At 74.1% G+C, this 18,682-nt stretch carries 15 protein-coding genes; 3 read left to right on the plus strand and 12 right to left on the minus strand.

The window, feature by feature from the left end:
* Window positions 1–49 precede the first annotated feature (49 nt).
* The 6 genes from BLP29_RS16300 to BLP29_RS16325 all read right to left on the minus strand — a co-directional run bounded on the left by BLP29_RS16300 (window position 50) and on the right by BLP29_RS16325 (window position 7,407).
* Window positions 50–1,006: a VWA domain-containing protein gene (locus BLP29_RS16300; RefSeq protein ID WP_092806365.1), complete on the minus strand. Its 957-nt coding sequence runs from the start codon at window positions 1,004–1,006 to the stop codon at window positions 50–52.
* Complete coding sequence (locus tag BLP29_RS16305) at window positions 1,003–1,932, minus strand: DUF58 domain-containing protein (RefSeq protein WP_092806367.1); 930 nt, start codon at window positions 1,930–1,932, stop codon at window positions 1,003–1,005. Before BLP29_RS16305 ends, BLP29_RS16300 begins: the two co-directional genes overlap by 4 nt.
* Complete coding sequence (locus tag BLP29_RS16310) at window positions 1,929–3,071, minus strand: AAA family ATPase (RefSeq protein WP_092806369.1); 1,143 nt, start codon at window positions 3,069–3,071, stop codon at window positions 1,929–1,931. Before BLP29_RS16310 ends, BLP29_RS16305 begins: the two co-directional genes overlap by 4 nt.
* A gap of 224 nt (window positions 3,072–3,295) precedes the next feature.
* Complete coding sequence (locus BLP29_RS16315; protein ID WP_243470029.1) at window positions 3,296–4,657, minus strand: C40 family peptidase; 1,362 nt, start codon at window positions 4,655–4,657, stop codon at window positions 3,296–3,298.
* Between the two features lie 167 nt (window positions 4,658–4,824).
* Window positions 4,825–6,360 carry an AMP-binding protein gene (locus BLP29_RS16320; RefSeq protein ID WP_092806371.1) on the minus strand — a complete coding sequence of 512 codons (1,536 nt, stop codon included), beginning with the start codon at window positions 6,358–6,360 and terminating at the stop codon, window positions 4,825–4,827.
* A gap of 33 nt (window positions 6,361–6,393) precedes the next feature.
* Window positions 6,394–7,407 carry a phosphatase PAP2 family protein gene (locus BLP29_RS16325; RefSeq protein ID WP_243470030.1) on the minus strand — a complete coding sequence of 338 codons (1,014 nt, stop codon included), beginning with the start codon at window positions 7,405–7,407 and terminating at the stop codon, window positions 6,394–6,396.
* 170 nt (window positions 7,408–7,577) lie between these two features.
* Between BLP29_RS16325 and BLP29_RS16330 the strand changes: the two genes are divergently transcribed.
* From BLP29_RS16330 to BLP29_RS16340, 3 genes are all read left to right on the plus strand, one after another.
* Window positions 7,578–10,400: an aconitate hydratase gene (locus BLP29_RS16330; protein ID WP_279385456.1), complete on the plus strand. Its 2,823-nt coding sequence runs from the start codon at window positions 7,578–7,580 to the stop codon at window positions 10,398–10,400.
* A gap of 17 nt (window positions 10,401–10,417) precedes the next feature.
* Complete coding sequence (locus BLP29_RS16335; protein ID WP_092806373.1) at window positions 10,418–11,179, plus strand: SDR family oxidoreductase; 762 nt, start codon at window positions 10,418–10,420, stop codon at window positions 11,177–11,179.
* Between the two features lie 73 nt (window positions 11,180–11,252).
* Window positions 11,253–12,032, plus strand: a complete 780-nt coding sequence (locus tag BLP29_RS16340; protein WP_165839409.1) for a sirohydrochlorin chelatase — start codon at window positions 11,253–11,255, stop codon at window positions 12,030–12,032.
* 59 nt (window positions 12,033–12,091) lie between these two features.
* Here the strand turns inward: BLP29_RS16340 and BLP29_RS16345 are convergent, their stop codons facing one another.
* The 6 genes from BLP29_RS16345 to BLP29_RS16370 all read right to left on the minus strand — a co-directional run bounded on the left by BLP29_RS16345 (window position 12,092) and on the right by BLP29_RS16370 (window position 18,063).
* Window positions 12,092–12,886, minus strand: coding sequence for a sulfurtransferase (locus BLP29_RS16345; RefSeq protein ID WP_092806377.1), 795 nt, complete (start codon window positions 12,884–12,886; stop codon window positions 12,092–12,094).
* Window positions 12,883–13,317 carry an SgcJ/EcaC family oxidoreductase gene (locus BLP29_RS16350; protein ID WP_243470035.1) on the minus strand — a complete coding sequence of 145 codons (435 nt, stop codon included), beginning with the start codon at window positions 13,315–13,317 and terminating at the stop codon, window positions 12,883–12,885. Before BLP29_RS16350 ends, BLP29_RS16345 begins: the two co-directional genes overlap by 4 nt.
* Before the next feature lie 56 nt (window positions 13,318–13,373).
* Complete coding sequence (locus BLP29_RS16355) at window positions 13,374–15,266, minus strand: ABC transporter ATP-binding protein (RefSeq protein WP_243470031.1); 1,893 nt, start codon at window positions 15,264–15,266, stop codon at window positions 13,374–13,376.
* 7 nt (window positions 15,267–15,273) lie between these two features.
* Complete coding sequence (locus tag BLP29_RS16360; RefSeq protein ID WP_092806381.1) at window positions 15,274–16,065, minus strand: enoyl-CoA hydratase/isomerase family protein; 792 nt, start codon at window positions 16,063–16,065, stop codon at window positions 15,274–15,276.
* The gene (locus BLP29_RS16365) at window positions 16,062–16,319 is read right to left on the minus strand and encodes a helix-turn-helix domain-containing protein (RefSeq protein WP_092806383.1); all 258 of its coding nucleotides are present in this window, start codon (window positions 16,317–16,319) and stop codon (window positions 16,062–16,064) included. The genes BLP29_RS16360 and BLP29_RS16365 overlap by 4 nt, the downstream gene beginning before the upstream one ends.
* Window positions 16,320–16,461: 142 nt before the next feature.
* Complete coding sequence (locus BLP29_RS16370) at window positions 16,462–18,063, minus strand: ABC-F family ATP-binding cassette domain-containing protein (protein ID WP_092806385.1); 1,602 nt, start codon at window positions 18,061–18,063, stop codon at window positions 16,462–16,464.
* Between the last annotated feature and the right edge of the window lie 619 nt (window positions 18,064–18,682).

Below are 18,682 nucleotides of genomic sequence, written 5' to 3' on the forward strand. Positions count from 1 at the left end.
CTCTCGTGGAGGGGGACGGACGTCGATCAGGGGACCTGATCCACGCTGCTCAGAGCAGCCGGTTGGTCCACAGCAGCGAGAGCACCACGCCCAGGAAGGCGAACAGGATGCCGCCGCGCACGAACCAGGGGCTGATGTCCTGCGGTTCGGTCGTGTAGCCGATCTGGCTGCCCAGGTCGGCGTAGACCTGCTCGAGCTCCGACGCGCTGGCCGCCTCGGAGTAGCTGCCGCCGGTCTCGTCGGCGATCTGCTCCAGCGTGGCCCGGTCCACCGGCACGGGCTGCTCGGCGCCCTCGATCTCGACGGTGCCGAAGTCGGTGCCGAACGCGATGGTCGACACCGGGACCTCCACCCCGTTGGCCGCGGCGATCGCGTCCTCGGGGTCCTTGCCCACCGTGCTGAAGCCGTCCGAGAGCAGCACGACGCGGGCCGGCGGCGCGGCCTCGCCGGCGTCCTGCAGCGTCGCGGTGAAGTTCTGGATCGCGGTGAGCGACGTGAAGATCGCATCGCCGATCGCGGTCGCCTCGCTGAGCTGCAGGTTGTCGATGGCGACGCTGACCTGCTCGCGGTCGGTGGTCGGCGGCACGAGCGTGGTCGCCGTGCCGGAGAACGACACCAGGCCCAGGTTGATCCGCGCGGGCAGGATCTGCACGAACTCCTTGGCCGCGGTCTTCATGGCCTCGAACCGGCTGGGCTCGACGTCGGTCGCCTGCATCGACAGCGACACGTCCAGGGCCAGCATCAGGGTGGCCCGCTCGCGGGGCACCCGGACCTCGGTGGAGGGCTGGGCCAGCGACAGGATGAACGCACCGAGGCCGAGGACGACGAGGCCGAAGGCCAGGTGCCGGCGCCAGCCGGGCCGCTTGGGCACCAGCCCGCCCAGCATCGCGACGTTGGTGAACCGGGCGGCGTACTTCGCCCGCCGGCGCTGCAGCACCACGTACAGCCCGGCCAGCGCCACGACGGCGAGCAGGCCGAGCAACCACCACGGGGCCTGCAAGCTCATCGGACCGCTCCCCCGACCCCGGCCCGGCGGCGGTCGGCCACGAACCGGACGACGTCGGCCACCCAGTCGCGGTCGGTGCGCAACCGCAGGTGACCGGCGCCCACCCGGCGCAGGGTGCGGGCGATCTGCTCGCGCTGCGCGGCGGCGCCGGCGGCGAACCGGCGGCGCACCTCGTCGTTGCCGGTGGGCACCTCGAGCGTCTGGCCGGTCTCGGGGTCGACGACCGTCAGCAGACCGACGTCGGCCAGCTCGAGCTCGCGCGGATCGACCACCTCGACGGCGAGCAGCTCGTGGCGCACCGAGAGCCCGCGCAGCGGCTTCTCCCAGTCGGCGTCGCCGAGGAAGTCGGAGATGACGCAGACCAGGCCGCGCCGCCGCGGCGGACGGCGCAGCGACTCCAGGGCCGCGGCGAGGTCACCCCGGCGCCCGCCCTCGGCCCGCGGGGTGGCGACGACCTGGCGCAGCATGCGGTCGGCGGCCAGCCGGCCGGGCAGCGCCGGGTACCGGTCGACCCGCTCACCCGTGGTCACCACGACGCCCAGCCGGTTGCCGTCGCGCACCGTGAGGTGGCTGACCGCGGCCAGCCCGGCGATCGCCAGGTCGCGCTTCTCGCACTCGGCCGTGCCGAAGTCCAGCGACGCCGACAGGTCGAGCACCACCCACGTCTCGAGCTCGCGGTCGGCGATGGTCTCGCGGACGTAGGGGGTCTGCGTGCGGGCGGTGGCGAACCAGTCCATGCGGCGGACGTCGTCCCCGGGGTGGTAGGACCGCGAGTCACCCGCCTCGGTGCCCGACCCGGGCACCAGGCCGAGGTGGTCGCCCTGCAGCAGGCCGTCCAGCCGCCGCCGGACGGTCAGCTCGAGCCGGCGCAGCAGGACGGCGGCGTCACCGCCGGCGCCGAACCGGACGGGGTCGACGGAGCTCACGCGGGCTGGGGACCCTGCAGCTGCGGCCCCTGCTGCTGCGGACCCTGCTGCTGCATGCCCCACGGTGCCTGCGGCACCTGCGGGCCGCCGGGCGAGCCGGGGCCGAAGCCGCCGGACCGCTGCCGGGGCGACACCTGCGGCAACGGCACGCTCTGCACGATGCGCTTGACCACGTGGTCGGCCGGCACGCCGTCGGCCAGCGCGTCGTAGGAGAGCACGAGCCGGTGGCGCAGCACGTCGGCGGTGATGTCCAGGACGTCCTGGGGCAGCACGTAGTCGCGACCGCGGACCAGGGCCAGCGCGCGGCTGGCCGACACCAGGCCGAGCGTCGCGCGCGGGCTGGCGCCGTAGGTGACCCAGTTCGCGACGTCGGGCATCCCGTGCTCGCGCGGGGCGCGGGTGGCCACCACCAGCCGGACGACGTAGTCCACGAGCGCGTGGTGCACGAACACGCCGGACGCCGTGCGCTGCAGCCGGCGGAGGTCGTCGGGGCCGATTACCCTCTCCGCGTGCGGCGGGTTGGCGCCCATGCGGTAGACGATCTCGCGCTCCTCCTCGGGGCTGGGGTAGTCGACCAGCACCTTCATGAGGAAGCGGTCGCGCTGGGCCTCGGGGAGCTGGTAGACGCCCTCGCTCTCGATGGGGTTCTGCGTGGCCAGCACCAGGAAGGGGTCGGGAAGCGGGTGGGTGACCCCGCCGATGGAGACCTGCCGCTCGGCCATGACCTCCAGCAGCGCCGACTGCACCTTGGCCGGGGCGCGGTTGATCTCGTCGGTGAGGACGAAGTTGGCGAACACCGGGCCCAGCTCGGTCTCGAAGGCGTCCTGGCCGGCCTTGTAGATGCGGGTACCGATGATGTCGGCCGGCACGAGGTCGGGGGTGAACTGCAGGCGGGCGAACGAGCCGCCGACCGCCGTCGCGAGGGTCTCGACCGCGAGGGTCTTCGCGACGCCCGGCACGCCCTCGAGCAGCACGTGCCCGCGGGCCAGCAGCCCGACCAGCATGCGCTCGACGAGCCGCTCCTGGCCGACGATCACCCGCTTGACCTCGAACTGCACCCGCTCGAGCAGCGCCGCGTCGGTGGCGGGAGGGGTGTGCTGCGGGGTCGGGGCGGGCGAGCTGCTGGCAGCGCTGGTCACGTGGCTCCCTGGTCGAGGCGGCGGGGCAGGTGTCGGGCGACGTCGACCCCGTCGTCCAGTGTCCTACACCCGGACCGACCGCGACCGCCGGGCGCTGTCCCACCAGCCCCCGGGACTGCTACCGTGGGCGACGCGTCGGGCAGCTCCCCCCGTGGCTGCCCGACGCCCCACGTGACGAGGGCCGGTACCGCAGCTGCGGTACCGGCCCTCGTGTCGTCGGCGGGTCAGGCGGTGGGGCGCACCGCACCGAAGTAGGTGGAGCCGTAGCGCATCGAGCTGACCTTGACCTGCTGACCGCTGGTCGGCGCCTCGATCATCTGCTCGTTCCCGATGTAGATGGCGACGTGGAAGATCGAGGTGTAGTCCGACCGGTTGTTGCCCCAGAAGACCAGGTCCCCGGGCTGCAGCGAGTTCGACGAGACCTGCTTGGCGCGGTTGTTCCACCACTGGTCACGGCTGGTCCCGCCGATGCGGATGCCGGCCTGGGCGTAGGCGTACTCGGTGAGCCCGGAGCAGTCGAAGCCCCAGACACCGGCGTCCTCGCCGATGCCGTTGCTCGGGCCGTTGGCCCCGCCGCCACCCCACGAGTACCAGATGCCCAGCTGCGTGCGGGCCGCGCTGATGGCGCGCTGGGCCGTGGAGGCCGAGGGCGCACCGGCGGTCCCGCCGGAGCTCCCGGCCGACCCCGAGCCGCCCGACGACCCGGACGACCCGGAGGAAGCCGACGAGCCGGACGAGCCGGTGGACGGGCGGTTGGTCGGCGGCGTGGCGGTGACCACGGGGCCACTGGGGCGCGGCGGGGTGGCCGCGGCGGCCCGCGCGGCGGCGGCCTGCTGCTCGGCGACCTGCCGGGCGCCCTGCATCCCGTAGAGGGTCTGCTGCGCGGCGGTGAGCTGGGCCTGCAGCTGCGCGCTCTGGGCGCTCAGCGTGTCGGCCTGCGTCCGGGCCGCGGACTCCTGCGCCTGCGCGCCGGCCAGGGACTGCTCGGCCTCGGCCTGCAGGGTGGTCGCGGTGTCCAGGGCGGCGGCCGCCTGGGTCTGGGCGTCCTCGGCCTGCTGCTGCAGCGTGGTCAGGTCGTCGAGGACGTCGGAGCGCCCGGCACCGGCGGCCTCGAGCAGCGCGGCGCGCTCGACGAACTCGCTGGGGCTGCCCGAGGTGAGCAGCGACGTGATGCCGGGGTTGGTGGTGCCGTCCATGTAGCTGCTGCGAGCGAAGTCGTCGACGGCGTCCTGGCCCTGGGCGCGGGCGGCGTCGGCGGCGTCGGAGGCGGCGACCGCGGCGGCGGAGTCGGTCTGCGCCTGCTGGGCGGCGGCCTGCTTCTCCTCGTAGTCCTGCAGGGCGATCTGGGCCTGTTGGTGCGCGGCGTCGGCCGAGGCCTGGGCGGCCGCCAGCTGCGCGGAGATCGCGCCGACGGCGGCGGCGGCCTGGTCGCGGGCCGAGGCGGCACCGGCGAGCTGGCTGTCGGTGGGGTTGGTCGGCGCGGCGCCGGCGGTCCCGGGGGCCACCCCGAGGGCCAGGGCGACGGCGACGGCGACGCCGCCTGCCCGGGCGGCCCAGCGACGGCGGGCGGACTGCTGATGGTGCACGGTGCACGGACCTCCACGTGCCGCGCGGCGGTCCGCGGGTCACGCGGTCCACCGCGGGGCTCTCGACCTCACGGGACACCGCCACGACAGCGGTGCCACGTGTCCCGTCGTCCAGGTCGAGGGAGGGCTTGACCGGGTCTCACCCGCGGGGGTGAGACCCGGTCGGGTCAGTTGACCTGGCGTTCCTGGCCCGACCAGAAGTCCTGCCGGAGCTTGAACTTCTGGATCTTGCCCGTGGCCGTGCGCGGGATGGCCTCGCGGAACTCCACCTTCTTGGGCAGCTTGTAGCCGGCGAGCCTGGTGCGGCAGTGCGCGATCAGCTCGGCCTCGGTGACCGTCTGCCCCTCGGCCAGCACGACCAGCGCGGTGACCATCTCGCCCCACTTCTCGTCCGGGACGCCGATCACGGCGACCTCGGCCACGGCGGGGTGGCTGAACACCGCGTCCTCGACCTCGATCGAGGACACGTTCTCGCCGCCGGTGATGATCACGTCCTTCTTGCGGTCGGAGATCGTCAAGTACCCGCCCTCGTCGACCGAGCCGCCGTCGCCGGTGTGGAACCAGCCGCCCTCGAGCGCCTCGGCCGAGGCCTCCGGGTTGTCCCAGTACCCCTCCAGCACGGTGTTGCCCCGGGCCAGGACCTCACCGGACTCGCTGACCCGGATCCGTGTCCCGAGCGCGGGGACCCCGGCGCGGGCCAGGTTCTTGGCCCGGTCGAGCGGGTCGAGGTGGTCGTCCTCGGCACGCGGCCGGTTGACCGTCAGCAGCGGCGAGGTCTCGGTGAGGCCGTAGATCTGGTTGAACTCCCAGCCCAGCTCGGCCTCCACCCGGGCGATGGTGCGCGAGGGCGGCGGCGCACCGGCCACCACGATGCGCATGCGGTCGCGACCGGGCACCGGGCCGTCGAGCTCGGCGGCGGCGTCGAGGGTGGCGTTCCAGACCGCGGGTGCGCCGGCGGCGAAGGTGAGCCCGTGCTCCTCGACCCGGCGCAGGATCTCCGGCCCGTCGACCTTGCGCAGCGCCACCTGCTTCACACCCAGACCCGCGGCGGCGTACAGCAGACCCCAGCCGTTGCAGTGGAACATCGGCAGCGTGTGCAGGTAGGCGTCGCGGTCGGACAGCTGCATGTGCAGCCCGAAGGTCACCGCGTTGATCCAGATGTTGCGGTGGGTGATCTGCACGCCCTTGGGCCGCGCCGTCGTCCCCGAGGTGTAGTTGATCGTGGCGGTGGCGTCCTCGTCGGGCTCGGCCCACTCCCGCGGCGCGGTCCCGTGGTCCAGCAGCTGCTCGTACTCCTCGCCCAGCACGAACCGGTGCGGGGCCGTGACGCCCGACAGCGCCGCGTCGACCTCGGGGTCGACCATGAGCACCGAGGCCCCGCAGTGCTCGACGATGTAGCGGACCTCCTCGGCCGCCAGCCGGAAGTTGATCGGCACGCACACCCGCCCGTGCGAGGGCACCGACAGCAGCATCTCCAGCAGCCGGGCCGAGTTGTGGCTCACCACCGCCACCCGCTCGCCCTCGCCGACGCCGAGCCGGTCCAGCCCCGCGGCCAACGCCCGCCCGCGGCGGGCCACGTCGCGGTAGCTCAGCTCACCCAGCGACGGGGCCGGCTGGTCGGGCTCGTCGACGACGCCGACCCGGTCGCCGTAGACCAGCTCGGCACGGTCGATGAAGTCGCGGGTGGTCAAGGGGACGCGCATGCCGGCTCCGGGAGGTCGGGGCCGACCCGGGGGTCAGCCGCGGAGAGTGGTCGCGGTCACGCTAACGGCGGGACGGCGCAGCCGCCGTTGCAGCCCCCGTTGCACACGTCGCGCACCGGTGCCCGCCCGCGGCACCAGCAGGCAGACCCCGGCGGCGTACACCGCGCCCAGGAGGGTGTCGACGACGTAGTGCTCCCCCGACCAGACGAGCACCAGCGGCATGGTCACGGCGTAGGCCACGAGCAGCGCCCGCTGCCACCGGTGGCGCGCAAGCCGGTAGGCGAACAGGCACATCAGCACGGCGAAGGCGGTGTGCAGGGAGGGCACCGCCGCCACCGGGTTCACCTGGCCCTGCCCGGCGTGCAGCAGCGCGCCCGCCCGGGGGAGACCGAGCACGGCCCACCCGTCGCCCGAGGTGCGGTGCACCTCACCGACGACGCCCTCCCGGGCGGCCAACCACGGGGGTGCCGCCGGGTACAGGACGTAGGTGGCCAGCCCGGCCAGCGAGAGCGCGACGACGAGCCGGGCGTACCGGCCCCAGCGGGCGCGGTCGCGCACCCAGAGGACCGCGAGCACCAGCGGGGTGACGACGAAGTGCGAGCTGTAGACCAGCGTGACCGCGACCGCCAGCCACCCGGGGGCGGTCAGGTGGGCCTGCAGCCAGACCGTGGGCACGGCCCCGAACAGCCATGCGTCGGCCGCCGCCGGCTCGGCGACGTGCACGGGCGCACCCAGGGTGTTCGCGATGCCCCGGCTGGCGTCGTAGAGCAGCAGCACCGCGCCCAGCGGCACCCAGTCCGCCAGCAGCCGCACACCGGAGCGCCAGCCGCGTCCCGCGCACCGGCAGCCCAGCCCCGAGAGCACCCACAGCAGGATGCTCAACCGGTCGGTGGGCAGCCCGTTCACCGCGCACAGGGCGGTGAACGCGGCCAGGTGCACGGTGGACAGGCCCGCACGCACCAGCCGTCCCCGGTCGCGCGCCGGGAGGGGGCCCGGGAGCACGACGGGGACGGCGACCTCGGTGGCGGGCAGCGCCGTCGTCGTCACGGCAGGCACCGTAGGGGTACACGGCCCGTTCGTGGGGTGTTCGACGCACCGACACGTGACCTGGGGCACGAGATCGTGGCAAGGGTTGCCTAACGCCGCACGTGCGGGCCGGTGCTGGGATGATGATCGGTGGCAACGAGAGCGGAACCAGCGAGGGTGAGGCGGCAACAGTGGCAGCCAGCAAGGACAGCTTCGGGGCACGGGCGACGCTCGACGTCGACGGCACCGAGTACGACATCTTCCGGCTCGACGCGGTGGAGGGCTCGGAGAAGCTGCCCTTCAGCCTGAAGGTCCTCCTCGAGAACCTCCTGCGCACCGAGGACGGCGCGGACATCACCGCCGACCACATCCGGGCGCTGGCGAACTGGGACCCGTCGGCCGAGCCCGACCAGGAGATCCAGTTCACCCCGGCCCGCGTGGTCATGCAGGACTTCACCGGCGTGCCCTGCATCGTCGACCTGGCCACCATGCGCGAGGCCATGGCCGACCTCGGCGGCGACCCGTCGAGGATCAACCCGCTCGCCCCGGCCGAGCTGGTCATCGACCACTCCGTGATCTCCGACGTCTTCGGCACCCCCGAGTCGTTCGAGCGCAACGTCGAGATCGAGTACCAGCGCAACGGCGAGCGCTACCAGTTCCTCCGCTGGGGCCAGGGCGCCTTCGACGACTTCAAGGTCGTCCCCCCGGGCACCGGCATCGTGCACCAGGTCAACATCGAGCACCTGGCCCGCGTGGTCTTCCCGCGGCCCGAGGGCGACCGCGTGCTGGCCTACCCCGACACCTGCGTCGGCACCGACTCCCACACCACGATGGTCAACGGCCTGGGCGTGCTGGGCTGGGGCGTCGGCGGCATCGAGGCCGAGGCCGCCATGCTCGGCCAGCCGGTCTCCATGCTCATCCCGCGCGTGGTCGGCTTCAAGCTCACCGGCCAGCTGCCCGACGGCGCCACCGCGACCGACCTGGTGCTCACGATCACCGAGATGCTGCGCAAGCACGGCGTCGTCGGCAAGTTCGTCGAGTTCTACGGCGCCGGCGTCTCCGCCGTCCCGCTGGCCAACCGCGCCACGATCGGCAACATGAGCCCCGAGTTCGGCTCGACCGCCGCGATCTTCCCGATCGACGGCGAGACGATCCGCTACCTCGAGCTCACCGGCCGCTCGGCCGAGCAGGTCGCCCTGGTCGAGGCCTACGCCAAGACCCAGGGCCTGTGGCACGACGACTCCCGTGAGCCGGCCTTCTCCGAGTACCTCGAGCTCGACCTGGCCACGATCGTCCCCTCGATCGCCGGCCCGAAGCGCCCGCAGGACCGCGTGCAGCTCACCGACGCGAAGGCCGCCTTCCGCGAGGTGCTGCCCACCTACGCCGGCGACGGGGACAGCGACCCGGACGACGCCCCGACCGCGGCGTCGACCTCCGACGAGGCCGTCGAGGAGACCTTCCCGGCGTCGGACCCGGTGTCGGCCTCCAACGGCAACGCCGGCGCCGAGCCGCACGTCGTCGTCCCGAGCAAGGTGCCCGGCCGGGCCTCCAAGCCGACCAAGGTCGTGCTGGAGGACGGCACCGAGACCTTCGTCGACCACGGGCACGTCACGATCGCCTCGATCACCTCGTGCACCAACACCTCGAACCCCTCGGTGATGATCGGCGCGGCGCTGCTGGCCAAGAACGCCGTCGAGCGCGGGCTCACCAGCAAGCCGTGGGTGAAGACCACGCTGGCGCCGGGGTCCAAGGTCGTCATGGACTACTACGAGAAGGCCGAGCTCACCCCGTACCTGGAGAAGCTCGGCTTCTACCTGGTCGGCTACGGCTGCGTCACCTGCATCGGCAACTCGGGTCCCCTGCCCGAGCCGATCAGCAAGGCCGTCAACGAGGCCGACCTGGCCGTCGTCTCGGTGCTGTCGGGCAACCGCAACTTCGAGGGTCGGATCAACCCCGACATCAAGATGAACTACCTGGCCTCCCCGCCGCTGGTCATCGCCTACGCGCTGGCCGGCTCGATGGACGTCGACCTGAACAACGACCCGCTGGGCCAGGACCACGACGGCAACGACGTCTTCCTGCGCGACATCTGGCCCTCGCCGCTCGACGTGCAGCGCACGATCGACGAGTCGATCACCAAGGAGATGTTCGTCGAGGACTACGCCGACGTCTTCGCCGGTGACGAGCAGTGGCGCTCGCTGCCCACCCCGGAGGGCAACACCTTCGACTGGGACACCGAGAGCACCTACGTGCGCAAGCCCCCGTACTTCGAGGGCATGCCGGCCGAGCCGGCCCCGGTCGAGGACATCACCGGCGCCCGCACCCTCGCGGTGCTGGGCGACTCGGTGACCACCGACCACATCTCCCCGGCCGGTTCCATCAAGGCCGACTCCCCCGCCGGCAAGTACCTCTCCGAGCACGGCATCGAGCGTCGTGACTTCAACTCCTACGGCTCGCGCCGCGGGAACCACGAGGTCATGATCCGCGGCACCTTCGCCAACATCCGGCTGCGCAACCAGCTGGTGCCCGGCACCGAGGGCGGCGTCACCAAGAACCACCTGACCGGCGAGACCACGACGATCTACGACGCCTCGCGCGCCTACATCGACGCGGGCATCCCGCTGGTGGTGCTGGCCGGCAAGGAGTACGGCTCGGGCTCGTCGCGCGACTGGGCCGCCAAGGGCACCGCGCTGCTGGGCGTGAAGGCCGTCATCGCCGAGAGCTACGAGCGCATCCACCGCTCGAACCTCATCGGCATGGGCGTGCTCCCGCTGCAGTACCCCGAGGGCCAGAACCGCGAGTCGTTGGGCCTCACCGGCGACGAGGAGTTCACGATCACCGGGGTCACCGCGCTCAACGACGGCAGCACGCCGCGCACGGTGAAGGTGAAGGCCGGTGACGTCGAGTTCGACGCACGGGTGCGCATCGACACCCCCGGCGAGGCGAACTACTACCGCAACGGCGGGATCATGCAGTACGTGCTGCGCTCCCTCCGCGGGTCCGCCTCGGTCTGAGTCCGGGCTGATCCGACGTGGACCTGGGGCTGGGCGGTCGCGGCTACCTGCTCACCGGCGCGAGCCGGGGGCTGGGGTTCGCGACCGCCCGCGCCCTGGTCGACGACGGGGCGCGGGTGCTGGTCAGCTCCCGCACCGCCGCGTCCGTCGACGCCGCGGTCGCCTCGCTCGGCGGGGCGCCCGCGGCGTACGGCCTGGCCGCCGACCTGGCCGCGCCCGACACGGCCGGGCAGCTGGTCGAAGCGGCGGTGCGTGACCTCGGGCGGGTCGACGGGGCCCTGGTCTCCGTCGGCGGCCCGGCCCCCGGGCGCGTGCTGGACACGGCCGAGGACGACTGGCGCGCCGCCGTCGACTCGGTGCTGCTGGGCACGATCCGGCTGGTGAAGGCCCTGGTGCCGGTGCTCGGCGAGGGCGCAGCCATCGGGCTGGTGCTCTCCACCTCGGTGCGCCAGCCCATCCCCCACCTGGCCATCTCCAACGCGCTGCGCCCCGGGCTGGCGATGACCGCCAAGGCCCTGGCCGATGAGCTCGGCCCCCGCGGCATCCGGGTGTTCGGGCTCCTGCCCGGCACCATCGCCACCGACCGCATCACCGACATCGAGGCCGCCTCGGGTGACCCCGAGGGCATGCGGTCGCGCACGGAGGCCGGCATCCCGCTGCGTCGCGTCGGCCGCCCCCAGGAGTTCGGCGCGGTCGCCGCGTTCGCCCTCTCCCCCGCGGCCGGCTACGTGACCGGCGCGATGATCCCGGTCGACGGCGGTCTCACGAGGGCCCTGTGACCCCCGCCAGCACCGCCCCCGCCCGGCACGCCGAGTGTGCGCCGGCTGCTGCTGGCCGGGGCCGGTGACGACGGTGAACGCACAGTCGACGCCGGTGCTCGTGGCGTGCGCCCACGGCACCCGCAACCCGACCGGACGGCGACTGATCGCCGAGCTGGCCCTCGCCGCCCGCGCCCTGCGGCCGGGCCTGGCCACCACGGCCGCGTTCGTCGACGTCCAGCCACCGACCGTCGCCGACGTCGTCGGGGGTCTTGCCGAGCAGCGGACGCCGGCCGTGGTCGTCCCGGTGCTGCTGTCGGGCGGCTTCCACGTGCACGTGGACATCGCCGGTGCCGTCGAGGCCCACCCCGGCACGCTGGCCGCCCGCCCGCTGGGGCCCGACCTGCGGCTGGCCGAGGTGCTGCACGACCGGCTGGTCGCAGCCGGCGCCGATCCCACCGACCCCACCACCGCGGTCGTCGTGGCAGCCGCCGGGTCGAGCGACCCGCGGGCCACCGCCGACGTCGAGAACACCGCCGACCTGCTGCAGCGCACCTGGGCCGGTCCGGTGACCACCGGCTACGGGTCGGCGGCGCAGCCCCCCGTGCCCGACGCGGTCGAGCAGGCGCGTGCGGCCGGCGCCTCGCAGGTCGTGGTGGGGGCGTACCTGCTGGCCCCGGGGCACTTCCGGGACAAGCTCGACGGCGCCGGTGCCGACCTGGTCACGGCTCCGCTGCTGCCCGACGAGCGCCTCGCCGCCGTCCTGCTCGACCGCTACGACGAGGCGATCGCCGCTGCCGCCCGCAAGGCCGAGGTCCGCGGCCCGCACGGCGTCGACACCCTCGACTTCTGGCCCGGTCCCGACGACGTCTGAGGTGCCCGGCGCGGCCGGCCCGGTCACCGCACCCGGAGCCCAGCCTGGGCCGGGGCGCCTCAGGGGCCGGTGGCGACCGGTCGGGACGGGTCGGCGCACCACTCCGACCAGGAGCCCGGCCACAGGGCTGCGTCGATGCCCGCGACGGCCAGCGCGGCGACCTCGTGCGCGGCCGTGACGCCCGAGCCGCAGTACACGCCCACCGTCGTCCCAGGGGTGGCCCCGAGGGCGGCGAAGTGGTCGGCGAGGTCGGTGCGGAAGCGACCGTCGGCCAGGGTGTCGGTGGTCGGGGCGCTCACCGCGCCGGGCACGTGGCCGGCCACCGGGTCGATCGGCTCCACCTCGCCTCGGTAGCGCTCGCCCGCACGGGCGTCGAGCAGCACGCCGCCCGCCCCCGGCACGGCTGCGGCCTCGTCGACGGTCAGCACGGGCATGCCACCGGGCTCCAGGACGACGTCACCGGGCTCCGGCACGACCTCGCCGGTCTCCAGTGGCCCGGTCCACGCGGCCAGGCCGCCGTCCAGGATCGACACGTCGACATGTCGACCCCACCGCAGCAGCCACCACGCGCGGGCGGCCGCCGTCCCCGGGCCGGCGTCGTGCACGACGACCCGCGAGCCGGCGGAGATCCCCCACCGGCGGGCGGCGGCCTGAAGGTCGGCGATGGCCGGCAGCGGGTGCCGACCGGCCGCCGAGGCGGGGGCGGCCAGCTCGGTGTCGAGGTCGACGTACACCGCACCGGGCAGGTGCCCGGCCAGGTACTGCTCGTGGCCGTCGGTGCGGCCCAGCGCCCAGCGGACGTCCAGCAGCACCGCACCGGCCACGGCGTCCGGCCCGACCAGCACCGGGGTCATCGACCCAGCTGACCGGCCAGCTCGGCCACCGCGTCGGCGGGCGCGGTGCGCGACGCCGGGGTGGCCGCGAAGACGGCGATCTTCCAGCGGCGGCCGTCGCGGACCAGCACCAGCGTGTGCACCGCGAGGAGGTCGGGGTGCAGCGACCCGTCGGGGGCGGGCATGCCGGCGACGGCGACCAGCACCGCGGCGTCGTCGCCCATGGCCCGCACCGAGCGCACGGTGCCCACGTAGGGCGGCGGTGCGTGGTCGGCGAAGATGCGGCGCAGGTCGGCGGCGAACTGCAGCCGCCCGTGGTGCTGGGTGCCGTCGAAGCCCACGACGTCGGCGTCGTCGGCCAGCGTGGCGGCCTGCCGGGCAGCACTGTGCGCGTTCCAGCCGGCCAGGTACTCGGCGTAGACGGCGCGGATCTCCGCGTCCTCGGGGTGCACGACGGACAACGGGGCTCCTGGGGGTGGTGCGGGTGGGTCCCCTGTGACGCTAGTGGTCAGGCCTGGACGGCGTCGGCCGACACGGGCGCCGGGGCGAACTGGGTGCGGTACAGGTCGGCGTACCGCCGCCCGTGGGCCAGCAGCTCGTCGTGGGTGCCCTGCTCGACGATCCGCCCCTCGTCGACGACGAGGATGCGGTCGGCGCTGCGGATGGTCGACAGCCGGTGGGCGATGACCAGCGACGTGCGGCCGGCCAGCGCGGTGTCCAGGGCCTTCTGCACCGCCGCCTCGCTCTCGCTGTCCAGGTGCGCGGTGGCCTCGTCGAGGATGACGATGCCCGGCGCCTTCAGCAGCACCCGGGCGATGGCCAGCCGCTGCTTCTCCCCGCCCGACATCCGGTAGCCGCGGTCGCCCACGACGGTGTCCAGGCCGTCGGGGAGGGACGCGACGAGCGCGGCGATGCGGGCACCGGTCATCGCCGCCCACAGCTCGTCCTCGGTGGCCTCGGGGCGCGCGTAGAGCAGGTTGGCCCGGATCGTGTCGTGGAACAGGTGGGCGTCCTGGCTGACGACGCCGACGGCGTCGCGCAGCGAGTCGGCGGTGGCCTGCCGGACGTCGACCCCGCCCACCCGCACCGCACCCGACGTGACGTCGTACAGGCGGGGCACCAGGTTGGCGATGGTGGACTTGCCGGCGCCCGAGTGCCCGACGAGCGCGACCAGCTGACCGCCCTCGGCGCGGAAGGTGACGTCGTGCAGCACCGGGCCGGAGTCGCTCTGCTCGGGCAGCGAGAGCTCCTCGAGCGAGGCCAGGGACACCTCGGCCGCCGCGGGGTAGCGGAAACCCACGTGGTCGAACTCCAGCGAGCGGTCACCGGCCGGCACGGGGCGGGCGTCGGGGGCCTCGGCGATCATCGGCTCGAGGTCGAGCACCTCGAACACCCGGTCGAAGCTGACCATCGCGCTCATGACGTCGACCCGGACGTTCGACAGCGCAGTGAGCGGGCCGTACAGCCGCGACAGCAGCAGGGCCAGCGACACCACGGCACCGGGGGTCAGCGAGCCGTCGAAGGCCAGCGAGCCGCCGAGGCCGTAGACCAGTGCGGTGGCCAGGGCCGCGACCAGCGTGAGCGCGGTGAAGAAGGTGCGCCCGTACATCGCCGACAGGACGCCGATGTCGCGCACCCGGGCGGCGCGGCCGCGGAAGGACTCGACCTCCGCGTCGGGCCGGCCGAACAGCTTGACCAGCAGGGCGCCGGCCACGTTGAACCGCTCGGTCATGGTGGCGTTCATCGACGCGTTGAGCCCGTAGGACTCCCGGGTGATCTCCTGCAGCTTGGCCCCGATGCGCTTGGCCGGCAGGACGAACAGCGGCACCAGCACCACCGACAGCAGCGTGATCTGCCACGACAGCGTCAGCATCACCCCGGCGGTGAGCACCAACCCGATGGCGTTGGAGACCACGCCCGACAGCGTCGAGGTGAAGGCCTGCTGGGCGCCGATGACGTCGTTGTTCAGCCGGCTGACCAGCGCACCGGTCTGCGTGCGGGTGAAGAAGGCGACCGGCATGCGCTGCACGTGCTCGAACACCCGGGCGCGCAGGTCGTAGATGACGCCCTCGCCGATGCGTGCGGAGTACCACCGCTGGGCCAGCGAGCTGCCGGCGTCCAGCAGCGCCAGGCCGGCGATGAGCAGCGCGATGCGCACGATGTCGCCCGCGGTGCCCTCCAGGCCGGCGATGCGGTTGACGATGTCGCCGGCCAGCAGCGGCGTCGCGACCCCGATGACGGCCGAGACGACGACCAGCGCCAGGAAGAAGGTCAGCTCCCGGCGGTAGGGCCCGGCCACACCGAGGATCCGGCGCACCGTGCCCGCAGGGATCTCGCGGGCCGGGGTGACGTCGCGGCGGAAGGACCGCATCGCCGCCATCGACGTCATGTTCGGGGTCACGGGCAGGTCAACCGGTGGACGGGGACGCCTGTTCCGCGAAGGCGACCAGGCGACGGTGCTGCGCGGCCCGCTCGGCGGCGTCCTGCCCCTCGGTGTCGGTGGCCGCCGCACGCCGCACCAGCTCGGCGGTCTCGCGGCTGGCCCGGACGTCGGGGCCGAGGATCGCGCCGACCAGCTCGGCGACGGTGCGGTCGAGGTCGGCCGCCGGGACGACGGCGTTGGCCAGCCCGGTGGCGTGGGCCTCGGCGGCGCCGACCCGGCGTCCGGTCAGGCACATCTCCAGCGCCCGGCTGTAGCCCACCGCCTGCACCAGCGTCGAGGTGCCGGTGAGGTCGGGCACCAGGCCGAGCACGGCCTCCGGCAGCGCGAACGTGGCCTCCTCGGCGCACACCCGCAGGTCGCAGGCCAGCGCCAGCTGCGCTCCGGCCCCGATGGCGTGCCCCTGCACCACGGCGACCGACACGATGCCCGGCCGGCGCAACCACCGGAACCCCGCCTGGTAGCCGCGGATGCGCTCCTGCGCACCCTCGGGGCCCAGCCCCACCAGCTCGCCGAGCCCACCCGGCAGGCCGGGGTCGGTGGAGAACAACGAGCGGTCCAGCCCGGCGGAGAAGGCCCGGCCGGCGCCGCGGACGACGACCACCCGCACCTCGTCGGGCAGCTCCTCGCCGATGGCGGCCAGCGTGTGCCAGGTGGCCGGCACCTGGGCGTTGAGCTGGTCGGCCCGGTCGAGCGTGACCGTCAGCACCGGGCCGTCCTGCGCGGTGGTGACCCAGCCCCGCGCCGGGTCGCCGCTCACTTCTTCGTGTCGGGCGTGCTCGGCCGGTTGGCCCCGCCGCGGCTGCGCAGCGTGGCCCCGGACTCGCTGAGCAACCGGTGCACGAAGCCGTACGAGCGGCCCGTCGAGGCGGCGAGGAGCCGGATGCTCTCGCCGGCGTCGTAGCGCTTGCGGAGGTCCTCGGCGAGGGTGTTGCGGCTATCGCCGGTGATCCGCTTGCCCTTGCTGAGGTCGGTCCCCGTCTCCGAGGCGTTCGCTGCGTTCGAGTCGGCCATGACTCCCCTGTCGTGCCAGCGTCCACCCCGGCCGCGACCGAGGTCCCCCACTGGTGCCCGGACCGTCGTCCCGCTGACGTCGGCCTCGCACCGAATGATCACCCGTCACCGCGGGGCCCGCATGCTGGAACGGGAACGACCGCTAGGCGAGCTCGACGAGCTCCGCGAAGTCGGCCGACCACGTGTCCTCGGTGCCGTCGGGCAGCAGGATCACCTTGTCCGGGTCGAGCGCGGTGACCGCACCCTCGTCGTGGGTGACCAGCACGATCGCGCCCTGGTAGGTGCGCAGCGCCTCGAGCACCTGCTCGCGGCTGGCCGGGTCGAGGTTGTTGGTGGGCTCGTCGAGCAGCAGCACGTTGGCCGCCGAGCAGACCAGCGCCGCCATGGCCAGCCGGGTCTTCTCACCACCGGAGAGGGTGCCGGCGCGCTGGTCGACCGCCTCGCCGGAGAACAGGAAGGCGCCGAGGATGCGGCGCAGCTCGGTGTCGGTCTGCTCGGGGGCGGCCGAGCGCATGACCTCCAGCAGCGAGCGGTCCATGTCGAGGGTCTCGTGCTCCTGGGCGTAGTAGCCCAGCCGCAGCCCGTGCCCGGGCTTGACCTCGCCGGTGTCGGGCGTCTCGGTGCCGGCCAGCATGCGCAGCAGGGTGGTCTTGCCCGCGCCGTTGAGCCCGAGGACGACGACCCGGGTGCCGCGGTCGATGGCCAGGTCGACGCCGGTGAAGATCTCGAGCGAACCGTAGGACTTCGAGAGCCGCTCGGCGGTCAGCGGGGTCTTGCCGCACGGGGCCGGGGTCGGGAAGCGCAGCTTGGCCACCCGGTCCTGCACCCGCACCTGCTCCAGGCCCGCCGCCAACCGCTGCGCGCGCTTGTCCATCGACTGCGCGGCCTTGGCCTTGGTGGCCTTGGCGCGCATCTTGTCGGCCTGCGCGGTCAGCGCGCCGATCTTCTTCTCCGCGTTGGCCCGCTCGCTGCGGCGCCGGCGCTCGTCGGTCTCGCGGGCCTCCAGGTAGCGCTTCCAGCCCAGGTTGTAGACGTCGACGGTGGCCCGGTTGGCGTCGAGGTGCCAGACCTTGTTGACGACGGCGGCGAGCAGCTCGACGTCGTGGCTGATCACGATCAGCCCGCTGCGGTGGCTGGCCAGGAACCCCTTGAGCCACGCGATGGAGTCGGCGTCGAGGTGGTTGGTGGGCTCGTCGAGCAGCAGCGTCTCGGCGTCGGAGAACAGGATGCGGGCCAGCTCGACGCGGCGGCGCTGACCACCGGACAGGGTGCTCAGCTGCTGCGCCAGCACGCGGTCGGGCAGCCCCAGGTTGGTGCAGATGCGGGCCGCGTCGGACTCGGCGGCGTACCCGCCCATTGCGGCGAACTGGTCCTCGAGCCGGCCGTAGCGGCGCACGGCCTTGTCGCGCTCGGCGTCGTCGGCGGGCTCGGCCATGGCGATCTGGGCCTTGGTGAGCTTGGCCTTGAGCTCGTCGAGGCCGCGGCCCGACAGCACCCGGTCGCTGGCGGTGATGGACAGGTCGCCGCTGCGCGGGTCCTGGGGCAGGTAGCCCAGCTCGCCCACCTGCTCGACCTTGCCCGCGTGCGGCACCCGCTCGCCGGCCAGCGTCGTCAGCGTGGTGGTCTTGCCGGCACCGTTGCGCCCGACCAGACCGATGCGGTCACCGGGCTGGACGCGCAGGTCGGCGTCGCTGATGAGGATGCGGGCGCCCGCGCGCAGCTCGAGTCCGGTGGTCGTGATCACTGTGTCCAGGGTACCGGCGGGACGGCGGGGTTCCGAGTGCCCGGCCGGTGACATCGGTAGCACTACGCAGGCCGGATCGGGTAGCGCACCGGACGGCGGGAGCCCGCGGCGCGGCCAGGCTCGACGGCATGACTGCTCCGACCGCCCCCTGGGTGCTCCGCTGCCCGGTCTGCTCCACCCCGGTCGCCGACCGCGCCCACCCCGGTACCCCCTGCCGCACGTGCGGGTTGCCCGCCGCGGCGCACGCCGGGATGGTCGTCGGGCGGATCGGGGTCACCCTCACCGAGCTGAGCCGCGACCGCGACGCCCTGCTGGCCACGCTGCGCACCCACGCCGCGGCGCCGTCCCCGTCCCCCGCGCCCGCCCGGTTCGCCGCGCCCGCCCCGTTCCGCGGACCGGCACCGGCACCGGCGCCGGCACCCGGGCCGTCCCCCGTCCCCACCCCGGTCGCGGACCGCTGGGCACCTCCCCCGCCCCCCGGGCCCGCCCCGCAGGCCCCCGTCCCGCCCGTGCCGGGCCCGCCCGTCCAGGGCCCCCCGATGCAGGGCCCCCCGGTGCAAGGCCCCCCGATGCAAGGCCCCCCGATGCAAGGCCCCCCGGTGCAAGGCCCCCCGGTGCA

The organism is Klenkia marina (genome assembly GCF_900101025.1).
GTDB classification, from domain to species: Bacteria; Actinomycetota; Actinomycetes; order Mycobacteriales; family Geodermatophilaceae; genus Klenkia; species Klenkia marina.

Bases quoted from the DNA above. Each gene is read 5' to 3' on its own strand.
- BLP29_RS16365 (WP_092806383.1), bottom strand. From the start codon at position 16,319: ATGGCCGACTCGAACGCAGCGAACGCCTCGGAGACGGGGACCGACCTC.
- BLP29_RS16320 (WP_092806371.1), bottom strand. From the start codon at position 6,360: ATGCGCGTCCCCTTGACCACCCGCGACTTCATCGACCGTGCCGAGCTG.
- BLP29_RS16300 (WP_092806365.1), bottom strand. From the start codon at position 1,006: ATGAGCTTGCAGGCCCCGTGGTGGTTGCTCGGCCTGCTCGCCGTCGTG.
- BLP29_RS16345 (WP_092806377.1), bottom strand. From the start codon at position 12,886: ATGACCCCGGTGCTGGTCGGGCCGGACGCCGTGGCCGGTGCGGTGCTG.